Genomic DNA, 6,860 nt, shown 5'->3' on the forward strand with positions numbered 1-6,860 from the left:
AAAATAAAATATTATTATAATGACATCTAAGCGAGTAAGGAGTACATAAGATGAATGGGCGGTCACATCAAAAAATAGCAATCTTATCATACGCAATAGTAGCTACAGTACCTATAATTAATTCAATGACAATATTCAATAATAGATATATTCATGTTCCAATGGGAATAAGCCTTATAGGTCTTTGCACTGCATGTCTTTCAGGATTGATTGTAGATGCTGATAGTCAAAACAGTAAGATAAACCATATGAACCCACTTACAGGTACAAGTAATAAAGTAACCCATGACATAGAAAAGGTATTAAAATTATTAGTAAGATTGCTTTTGGGCGTTGGGCTATGTGCACTAATAATATGGAATTCCAAAACTATTATAGCGCAGTTATCAAGAATAAAGTTTATAGGTGAATATGCAAAGATATGTACATATTTTATGTCTTTTATTTTTTTAGTTATAGGCATTACTAATGAGCGAATTTACAAAAGGGTCCCTGTAATTGGGTTCGTTTATAAGAAATTATCAAATATAATAAGTAAGGGATCAAATAATTTCAAAAGAACAACCATGGTCTTAACATATATCGGTTCGAGTCTTATATTAGCGCTTTACAATGTCACTAATTTGAACGATAGTTCTATTTATCTTATTTGTGTCTTATTAATATGTATCGCAATATTCCCTCACAGAACATTTTTGCACTCAATAGAGGGGGTTATTGTTTTTACTATTTCAGCATCATATGTGTTTAATAAATTAGGATACGAGTATTTAACAGGCTGTTTTTTTGTTGGGTATATAAGTCATATCTATTGGGCTGATATATTTACAAAGGAAGGCGTACCAATACTCTCAACACCAAGGTTTATTGCTGAATTTTTAAAAAAAATAGGAATTCACAATAAATTTGTTTATATACTAGAAAGAATAGGAAAATTCAAATTAAAATTGCCACCACATATCACCACAGGTTCTGATGCTGGGAATCTATTTGAAGTGATATATATTATAATATTATTTATTGTATTTGTAGTGAGTTTCAATGTTTATGGCGGTAATTTCAAAGTAATCTAAACAAAACATCAGTATTTAATAAAGAACTAGTATCAGTATTAAAAAGCTGACACTAGTTTTTTATTATTATTTGTTACTAAATTTTATATAATATTAAATTGTTTAAATCGTCCATATATTCAATAACTGAATTATTGTTTTTCAAATCTATCTTCAATGTACAAATTTTATCGTTCTTTTGCCACGAAAGATTAATTTCATGTTCAGTGGAAGATAAAACCTTGAATTCACCGTTAAAAGCGGGATATTCATTTCTAAACCGGATAAGTTGTAGCAATCTTTGTACAACTTTTTTTTGCAGTGATTCATCAATCTCTGTAGTGCTAAAATTATGTCGGTTGATTTCACGCCCTTCACCTGTAGCTGCTACTTTTTCATTATCATTTTCACCAGCGAGTAGTCCTACATAATAAACTTGTGGGATTCCCGGAGCAAAAAATTGAATGGCTCTTGCAGCTAAGTATGCATCGTCATCGCAATTAAGAACTGAATAATAAGAACATCTTATTTGATGAACATCAAAGCCGTCTTTATCTTTATGCTCAGAAGAATAAATTAGGCTGAGGTTAGAACCTCTTTCAACACAGATATCTGTAAGCTTCTTTGCATCATCAGTTGTTATAAGACCATCTAGATCCGGCTTAACAGGAATGCCATCGTGACAGTCTAGCATAGTAAATTGTTTATGAGGACGAACCTCAAGATACTTGCACAGACTAACGCTTGACTTATTTATTAGAGTATCAAGAATCATATATGGCAATATAAAATCGTATATCCAATTGCCATGCTCTGCTAATTTAAACTGTGTTTTATATTGTGCATGGACTTCTGGAAGTAATTCAATTCCCATCGAATTTGCCAACTCGGTTATCCAATCTATAAATCTATATATTTCAGGCTCTACAAAAAAACAACTTGTCCCTAGTTTTTTAATTATATATCCAACGGCATCCAGTCGAACCATCTTTATATTTTGCTTACTGAAGTTTACAAGAAAGTCTGTTAAGAGTTTTCGGGTTTTTTCTGAATTAATATCAATATCGATTTGCTCAGATGGATTCTCTTTACCAAAAGTTGTCCATACTTTTTGAATTCTACCTGTTTTTTCAATTGTAAAGCTAGAAAAAGGCTCCTTTCTACGCAGGAACATCTTTGAAACATCCTTTTCAACAGGATTACCATCATTCCAAACCTTATTCAATGTAATAAAAAGATCAGCATACTCTGAATTACATCCATTTTTTAAAAAATCTTGAAAATATGTAGACTGTTTAGAAATATGATTTACCATCAGATCTAGAAGAATATCAAAATTTTCACCAATGTTTCTAATATCTTCCCAAGAACCAAATGTTGATTCGATTTCTAAGTACGTTAAAGGGGCAAATCCTCTATCACCAGAAGAAGGAAATGGAGGTAAAATATGAATCCCACCTTTAAATATATCGGAAAAATATTTTAAAAGTATATTATTAAGTGTCTTCAAATCCCCTCCAAGAGAATCGGGATAAGTGATGAGCTGTACTTGGTTTTTCACTGTCATATTATAAATCACTCCTATATGTTATAAATATTCTTTATTTCTTCAATAGATGGGAGATTTACTACCGCACCTAAATACTTAAGTTTATAAGCACTTACTGCAAACCCAAGCTCCAAAGCCACTTTTATTGGATATCCTTTAATTAATGCAGTATAAAACCCTGACCAGAAAGCATCTCCGGCACCTGTGGTATCAATTACTTTTGAAGCTAAAGAATCAAAAGCAATTTTGTTTGCTCCATTAGAAACTATAGCACCTTTACTTCCTAGGGTCATTATTACTAACTTTGCACCTAATTTTATAAATTTATCAATTTGATTTTGAGGAGTATCTTCACCAAAAATTCTATTAGCATCGTCTTCTGAAGGCTTTACTATATCAACCTTACTGATTAACTGTTTTATGTATTCTATTCCATCATGTTCTTTTTCCCATATCATTTCATGATAATTAGGATCAAATCCTATTATCACTCCATTTTTCCTTGCTTCTATAATTACCTTTTCAATAGTACTTCTTGAAGTTTTTTGAGAAATTGGCCAACAAGAAAAATGTATGATTTTAGAATTTTTTACTGCAGCTTCAATTTCTGGAGTATATTCTAAATTATAATCTGCACCTCTATAAAATATAGGTATAGGTGTTGTTTTACTCTTAGTAACAAGTACCATACTAGTAGAAAAATCAACTCTGCTAATGTAACTGGTATCTATACAATTTTCCTCTAGGTGTTGCTTTAAAAAATCTCCTAATCCATCTTTTCCTATTGAAGCAGCTATAGTAGAATTCGCTCCTAACCTTTTTACATTCATGGCAATATTTGCAGGAGACCCCCCGAAATATTTAACATAATTACTACACTTAAAATCTTCACTATAATCACTTGATATCATATCTACAAGCAATTCCCCTATTGTAAAGATATCAATATTTTTATTTTCAAACTCAAAAGTATCACAAAAATTTATCAATTTTCTCCCCCTTAAATTAATAATAAGTTTTTCTTTAAATAAATTTATAAAAATAACATCCTTTTAACCATAAGTCCCAATTTAGGTATACAATTAAAGATATACAAAGAAACAAATGAGAGGAGAGATTTTATGAAATTTATAGCTGATTTACATACCCATACTGTAGTTAGTGGTCATGCATATAGTACTTTAATGGAAAATGCAAAATATGCTAGTAAAATAGGTCTTAAAATATTAGGAACTACAGATCATGGTCCTAATATGCCAGGTGCGCCTGATCTTTGGTATTTCGGAAATTTCAAAGTACTTCCAAGAGAATTATTCGGTGTTAAAATGCTTTACGGATGTGAGGCTAATATAATTGATTATGAAGGTAATCTTGATATTCCAGTAGAGGTTCAAAGTGGTCTTGACATAATGATAGTAAGCATGCATGAACCTTTAATGGAAGGAGGAAAAAGTGCAGATTTAAATACATCTACTATTTTAAAAGCTATGGATAATCCATATGTCAATATTTTAGGACATATAGGAAATCCTAAATTCCCTATACATGAGGAAGAAATAATAAAAAAAGCAAAAGAGAAAAATATACTAATAGAATTAAATAATAGTTCTTTTGTAAGTTCAAGACTCGGCAGTGATAAGAATTGCACTAAAATAGCAATACTTTGCAAAGAATTGGGAGTAAGGATTATTGTAAATAGTGATGCTCATTTCTGTTTTTCTATTGCAAATTTTAGTGCTGTAGAAAAAATACTTGCAGAGATACATATGCCTGAAGAACTTGTTATTAATACAACTAAAGAAAGTTTGATAAAATTTCTTAAAGAAAAAGGTAAAAATATATAATACAGTATATAAAAATCAGCAGCTTCATTAAGTTAAACTGCTGATTTTTATATGTAAACATTATAATATTACATTATAATGTTTTTTTTAATCTCCAAACATAGCTTGTGAAATCGCCCTTAAGTTCTGGGATAACCATACCAGCATACATTAGCTCATCTCCACCATATACTTCATCTGTACCAATTACTCTATAATTCATTTCTGGATCTAACCCTTTAAACTTTAAAACTTTCAACTTTATATTACATTCAGCTAATTTTTTAAAATAACTTACAACCACATCTTCCTTATTTTCTGAAATAAACATCCAAGCAGCATCATTATTTTCAAAAGGACTTATTAATCTGTAAAAATCTCCAAATTGAACTATATGTCTAATTTCTTTATAATCACTAATTTGTTTTTTTACAGTTTGTTTTTCTTCATCAGTCATCTTAATAACATCTAATTCATATCCAAAATTTCCACCCATTGCAACGTTACCTCTTGTTTCTAAGGGCGTAATCCTATGTACTTGATGATTAGGAACAGCTGATACATGGGCCCCCATAGTTATACTTGGATAAACCAAACTAGTGCCATATTGAATTTTTAATCGTTCTATTGCATCAGTATCATCACTAGTCCAAGTTTGAGGCATATAATAAAGCATTCCTGGGTCAAATCTACCACCACCACTAGCACAACTTTCAAATAGAACCTCTGGAAATTTTGTTATTAATTCCTCCATTACTCTATAAAGTCCTAGCATATATCTATGTGCAGTTTCTCTTTGTCTATTAGCATCTAATGTAGAAGATCCAACTTCTGACATAAATCTATTCATATCCCATTTCACATATGAAATATTATAGGTTGAAAGATTTTCTGATAACATTTCAATTATAGCATCACATACTTCTGTTCTAGAAAAATCTAAAACCAATTGATTTCTTCCAAGTGATCTCTCTCTTCCTTTAACATGTATACACCAATCTGGATGTGCTCTATATAAATTGCTATTCTCTGAAACCATTTCTGGTTCAAACCATAATCCAAACTTAAGACCAATTTCATTTATATCCTTTGAAAGCTTTTTGAGTCCATTGGGTAGCTTTTCTTTATTTACATACCAATCACCAAGGGAAGTAGTATCATCATTCCTATTTCCAAACCAACCATCATCTAAAACAAATAACTCTATTCCAAGTTTCTTAGCCTCTCTTGCGATATTCTTTATACTCTCTTCAGTAAAATCAAAATAAGTTGCTTCCCAATTATTTATAAGAATTGGTCTTTCTTTATCTCTATAATTTCCCCTGCAAAGACGTTTTCTATATAAATTGTGAAAAGTTTGTGACATCTTAGAAAGCCCACTATCTGAATATACCATAACTACTTCAGGTGTTTGAAAATCTTCACCTGGTTTTAAAAGCCAACTAAAATCAAATGGATTAATTCCAATTTGAACTCTAGCGGTTCCATATTGACATACCTCTACATTAGCTAAAAAATTACCACTATACACCAAATTAATTCCGTAAACTTCTCCCTTATCCTCATCTGCATCTTTTCTCATTAAAGCTATAAATGGATTTTGTTGTGGACTACTTGCACCTCTTCTACTTTCAATAGATTGATTTCCACTAACTAAAGCTCTTTTAATAATACTTCTTTCTCTTGACCAAGCACCTGATAATTGTAGTAAATCAAAATTGTCATCACTAAAATCCACACTAGCACTTAATGCCCTCAACACCTTTAAATCTTTGGAGCTTGAATTAATTATCGTAGAAGATCTTGTAATCACGTCATAGTCCTTATAGACTGTATAGCTTAGCACTACTAATAAGCCACTTAATTCATCTTTTAAGGTTATTTCTAAAGTCTGCGCTTCTTCATTTTTTTCTACATATGTGCTAGGCAATCCTTTTAACTTTTTCTTTCCTGAAAAAATCTCATGACTTAGATATTGCAAATCTGAAATTGTAGATCCATCTTCAAATTGTGTTTGATATGCTGGTGAACGCAAATCCGTATTCCCAAACGATGGGTATTCTTGTGGCAAAATATCTAAAGAAAAACCATTTACGTTATCCTTTGCAAACATAAATCCGTTTAACTGATCACCTTTAAAAGGTTTCAAATAATCTAATTTAAAATTTCTTATTTTCTTACCCCAATAAATATGTTGTAAATATTTTGATTCAACTATTTGAATTATATAACTTGTGTCTTTTGCTTTAAGATGAAAAATTTTATTTTCTTCAAAATAAGAAATTAGCATTTTGTCTTCCCCCTAGTGGTTATAATATAATAATTTGTTTTATCACTAACTCTTTGAACCTGTACTTGCAACACCTTCAATAAATTGCTTCTGAAATATAATAAATATTATAAGCATTGGCCATATAGCTATCATTGAGCCTGCCA

The 6,860-nt window shown here is 30.6% G+C and carries 5 protein-coding genes and 1 pseudogene; 2 read left to right on the forward strand and 4 right to left on the reverse strand.

Annotated features, from left to right (window positions below; all coding sequences use genetic code 11):
* The first annotated feature begins 50 nt into the window (after positions 1-50).
* The gene (locus tag KPL54_RS23500; protein WP_216108924.1) at positions 51-1,073 is read left to right on the forward strand and encodes a metal-dependent hydrolase; all 1,023 of its coding nucleotides are present in this window, start codon (positions 51-53) and stop codon (positions 1,071-1,073) included.
* A gap of 76 nt (positions 1,074-1,149) precedes the next feature.
* Here KPL54_RS23500 and gtfA read toward each other — a convergent pair whose 3' ends face one another.
* Together gtfA and KPL54_RS23510 are read right to left on the reverse strand one after the other, a co-directional pair.
* On the reverse strand, positions 1,150-2,619 hold the full coding sequence (gene gtfA / locus KPL54_RS23505; RefSeq protein ID WP_216108925.1) for a sucrose phosphorylase: 1,470 nt from the start codon (positions 2,617-2,619) through the stop codon (positions 1,150-1,152).
* 14 nt (positions 2,620-2,633) lie between these two features.
* Positions 2,634-3,590, reverse strand: a complete 957-nt coding sequence (locus tag KPL54_RS23510; protein ID WP_216108926.1) for a carbohydrate kinase family protein — start codon at positions 3,588-3,590, stop codon at positions 2,634-2,636.
* 132 nt (positions 3,591-3,722) lie between these two features.
* Here KPL54_RS23510 and KPL54_RS23515 point away from each other — a divergent pair, with 132 nt between their 5' ends.
* Positions 3,723-4,445: a phosphatase gene (locus KPL54_RS23515; protein ID WP_216108927.1), complete on the forward strand. Its 723-nt coding sequence runs from the start codon at positions 3,723-3,725 to the stop codon at positions 4,443-4,445.
* A gap of 73 nt (positions 4,446-4,518) precedes the next feature.
* Here KPL54_RS23515 and KPL54_RS23520 read toward each other — a convergent pair whose 3' ends face one another.
* A complete protein-coding gene (locus KPL54_RS23520) occupies positions 4,519-6,714 on the reverse strand; it encodes an alpha-galactosidase (protein ID WP_216108928.1) in 2,196 nt (731 codons plus the stop codon).
* Between the two features lie 45 nt (positions 6,715-6,759).
* Positions 6,760-6,860, reverse strand: a pseudogene (locus tag KPL54_RS26310) (carbohydrate ABC transporter permease); the annotation flags it as partial.

Source organism: Clostridium estertheticum (assembly GCF_018861295.1).
Taxonomy (GTDB): Bacteria; Bacillota; Clostridia; order Clostridiales; family Clostridiaceae; genus Clostridium_AD; species Clostridium_AD estertheticum_D.